Raw genomic sequence first — 3,682 nt, 5'->3', positions numbered from 1 at the left:
TCAACGCCTGAAGGAAAACCCGACCATTGCCAGGTTGTTGCTGATCGAAATCCGCGGCATCAGCCCCGCGGTGGATCAGGCGATCGAGAAAGCACTGAAGGCCACCAGCGATGACATAGCCCGCGTGCTCGCGCGCCCGGGTCAACGTTTCGATGAATTATTACAGGCCGGTATTCTGGGTGGCGTGATCCACATAGCGCTGCACTGGATGACTAACGGTTACCGCACGCCAGTTGAAGTGGTAACCGATACAGCCCTCAAGCTGGGTGTGTCGCTACTGGACGGGTAGGCAGTTCGGCCCAGAGGTCGTATTCGTCGGCGTCAAAAACTACAACGCTGACGATATCACCTGGCTGCAGGGTCTCTTCGGTATTGATATACACGTTGCCATCGATTTCCGGCGCGTCGGCCATTGAGCGGCCGATGGGGCCTTCTTCGTCCACCTCGTCGATCAACACCTGGATGGTCTTGCCGATCTTTTGCTGCAGGCGTTCGGCGCTGATCACCTGCTGGTGGGCCATGAATCGTTCCCAGCGTTCTTCTTTCACTTCTTCCGGCACGGCACCAGGCAGTTCATTGGCTGCAGCGCCCTCTACGTCGGAGTACTTGAAGCAGCCTACGCGGTCGAGCTGGGCTTCGGTGAGCCAGTCAAGCAGATACTGGAAATCCTCTTCCGTCTCGCCTGGGAAACCAACGATAAAAGTTGAGCGGATGGTCAGCTCCGGGCAGATTTCACGCCATTTCTTGATGCGTGCCAGCGTCTTGTCTTCAAATGCAGGCCGCTTCATCGCCTTGAGGATCTTCGGGCTGGCATGCTGGAAGGGGATGTCCAGATACGGCAGGATCTTGCCCTCGGCCATCAGCGGAATCAGCTCATCCACGTGGGGGTAGGGATAGACGTAGTGGAGACGAACCCAGATACCCAGCTCGCTCAGTGCCTCACACATTTCAGTCATACGGGATTTGACCGGACGACCGTTCCAGAAACCGGTGCGATACTTGATATCCACGCCGTAGGCGCTGGTGTCCTGGGAGATAACCAGCAGCTCGCGTACGCCAGCTTTGGCCAGACCCTCAGCTTCGCTTAGCACTTCACCAACAGGGCGGCTGACCAGCTTGCCGCGCATGCCGGGAATAATGCAGAAGCTGCAGCTGTGATTACAGCCTTCGGAAATCTTCAAATAGGCATAGTGGCGCGGCGTGAGTTTGACGCCCTGGGGCGGCACCAGATCGATCAGCGGGTTGTGGTCGGCGCGAGGCGGAATCACCTCGTGAACGGCATTGACCACCTGCTCGTACTGCTGCGGGCCGGTCACGGCCATAACACTGGGGTGTACATCGCGAATCGCACTTTCTTCCACACCCATGCAACCGGTAACGATTACCCGGCCGTTGGCGGCAATGGCTTCGCCAATTGCGTCCAGCGATTCGGCCTTGGCACTGTCGATGAAGCCGCAGGTGTTGACCACGACGACGTCGGCGTCCTGGTAGGTGGGGACGACCTGGTAACCCTCGGTGCGCAGCTGGGTAAGGATGCGTTCGGAATCCACCAGTGCCTTGGGGCAACCAAGACTAATGAAACCGACTTTGGGACTGGTCGACAGGACCTTGGACATGCTGAACCTCACGGGGGGTGCGCGGCTGGGCCGGATATTAAGGCGGAAAGGCGCGTATTCTAGCTGCCACGCTGGCAGCATGCCATAGCAGGAGGTTGCCGCTCGTCTCTCTGTTTTCAGAGAGGGTTCATGCCGGAGCCGGCAATCGGGCTGCCGGACCAGGCCGGCCAAAGAAGTAACCCTGGTAGAACAGGCACCCCAACTGCAACAGCCTGTCTCGCTGCGATTCGGTTTCGACACCTTCGGCGATTACGCGCAGATCCAGACTATTACCCAGGGCGACGATGGTGCGCACGATGGCTGCATCGTTGGCATCGGTCAGGACGTCGCGGACGAACGACTGATCGATTTTCAGCTGGTACAGTGGCAATCGTTTGAGATAGCCAAGTGATGCATAGCCGGTACCGAAGTCGTCCAGGGAAAAACGTAGACCACTTTCACCCAATACCCGCATGCGCTCGGCAGTGATCTCGATTTCGTCGATCAGCAGGTTTTCGGTCAGTTCGAGTTCGAGCCGGTCTGGCTTGAACCGGCTTTGCTCAAGCAGCCCCAAGACCATGTCTACAAAGTCCGCATGGCGGAACTGTTTCGGGCTGATATTCACTGCCAGGGTGAGCTGCGCCATTTCGGGCTGCTGTGACCATTCATCAAGAAGGCTGCAGGCCTCGCGCAGAACCCATTCACCAAGACTGACGATCAGTCCGCTGGACTCGGCAATCGGAATGAATCCGCCGGGCGGAATCGGGCCTTCCTCCGGGTGAGTCCAGCGCAGTAGAGCCTCCATGCCGAGCACCTTGCCGGTCTGGTCTACCTGCGGCTGCACATGCAGCTGCAGCTGGTTCTGCTCGATGGCAATGCGCAGGTCGGCTTCTATTCTGGCGCGCCGGGTGGCTTCGGCCTGCATGATCGGATTGAAAAAGCGCAGATTGTTGCGTCCACCCTGTTTGGCTTCATACATGGCCAGTTCGGACCGCTTGAGCAATTCCTCGGCATTGTTCTGACCATCGCAGAACATCACGATGCCGATGCTGGCCGTGACAATGTGGTTTGCCTGGTCGACCGGATACGGCTCGCTCAGATGCCGCAATATATCTCGGGCAATCCCTTTAGCCTGGTCTGCGGCCGCGTCGAGGTGCTGGTGCAGGCCCTCGAGCAGTATGACGAATTCATCACCACCCGGCCGGGCGAGGGTGTCCGGAGGCCGCAGGTGTTCCCTGAGTCGGTCGGCCACCAACGTCAGTAGTTGATCGCCTTTCTCGTGTCCGAGGGCATCGTTGAGGTTCTTGAAATTGTCCAGGTCGATGAACAGCAACGCGCCCTCGAAGCCGGTCTGCTGCTGATTGGCGAGCGCGTGGCGTAACCGGTCGATCAGCAGGCTGCGGTTGGGCAGCTCGGTCAGCGGATCGTAGAATGCCAGTTGGTGGATGGCTTTCTGAATATTGCGGTACTCGGTAATGTCGGTATCGATGCCGCACAGGGCGTAGACGGTGTCGTTCGCATCGCGCAACGGAATTTTCACCGAAACGAACGTACGTCGGACGCCGCTCTCGGCGAGCTCGTTGATCTCTTCGCTGGCGGTCCGCGACCCCTGTTCGAGCACCTGTCTGTCACTGCGCTGGCGCCGTGCTGCGGTAGCGCTTTCGAAAAGTGCGTCATCATCCTTGCCGATGACTTCTGCTGGAGTCTTGTCCAACAGCTCGCACAGTTTTTGATTGACGTATTGATAGCGCAGGTGGGTGTCCTTGATGTAGATATGCGCCTGTACGCTGTTCAGGATCGTCGCCATGCGGTTTTCGCTGGCCTGTAGCTCTCTGGTCCGCAAGTCAACCCGATGCCGAAGCAGTTGGCTGAATATCATGGCGAACACCAGCATGACAGCAAGGAGCGCCACCAGGCCGATGATGAAAGGTGGAAGGTGCAATAGCGTCCCTTCCTGGTCGCGCCACCTGCGCAGAATGGTCTGGTAAGGAGAGCCTGGATCCGTTTGCCAGCGTTCGAGATAGTCATCGATCACTTGCAGTTCGGTCAGGTGTCGCTCATTGGAGCTGGCAAAGAACAGCTGCGCG

The 3,682-nt window shown here is 58.3% G+C and carries 3 protein-coding genes; 1 reads left to right on the top strand and 2 read right to left on the bottom strand.

Annotated features, from left to right (window positions below; genetic code table 11):
- Positions 1–289, top strand: a 289-nt coding sequence (locus ABYA88_RS15725) for a hypothetical protein (protein WP_373188333.1), incomplete at its 5' end; no start/stop codon positions are given.
- On the opposite strand, the gene rimO is transcribed toward ABYA88_RS15725, so the two are convergent.
- Together rimO and ABYA88_RS15715 are read right to left on the bottom strand one after the other, a co-directional pair.
- The gene (rimO, locus tag ABYA88_RS15720) at positions 258–1,616 is read right to left on the bottom strand and encodes a 30S ribosomal protein S12 methylthiotransferase RimO (RefSeq protein ID WP_373188332.1); all 1,359 of its coding nucleotides are present in this window, start codon (positions 1,614–1,616) and stop codon (positions 258–260) included. The two genes, ABYA88_RS15725 and rimO, sit on opposite strands and share 32 nt — an antisense overlap.
- Before the next feature lie 127 nt (positions 1,617–1,743).
- Positions 1,744–3,682, bottom strand: a 1,939-nt coding sequence (locus tag ABYA88_RS15715) for a putative bifunctional diguanylate cyclase/phosphodiesterase (protein ID WP_373188331.1), incomplete at its 5' end; no start/stop codon positions are given.

It is taken from the genome of Halopseudomonas sp., assembly GCF_041579695.1.
Classification (GTDB): domain Bacteria; phylum Pseudomonadota; class Gammaproteobacteria; order Pseudomonadales; family Pseudomonadaceae; genus Halopseudomonas.
The sequence above is the reverse complement of the archived record's forward strand: the minus strand, read 5'-3'. Positions and strand labels throughout refer to the sequence as shown.

Bases quoted from the DNA above. Each gene is read 5' to 3' on its own strand.
- rimO (WP_373188332.1), bottom strand. From the start codon at position 1,616: ATGTCCAAGGTCCTGTCGACCAGTCCCAAAGTCGGTTTCATTAGTCTT.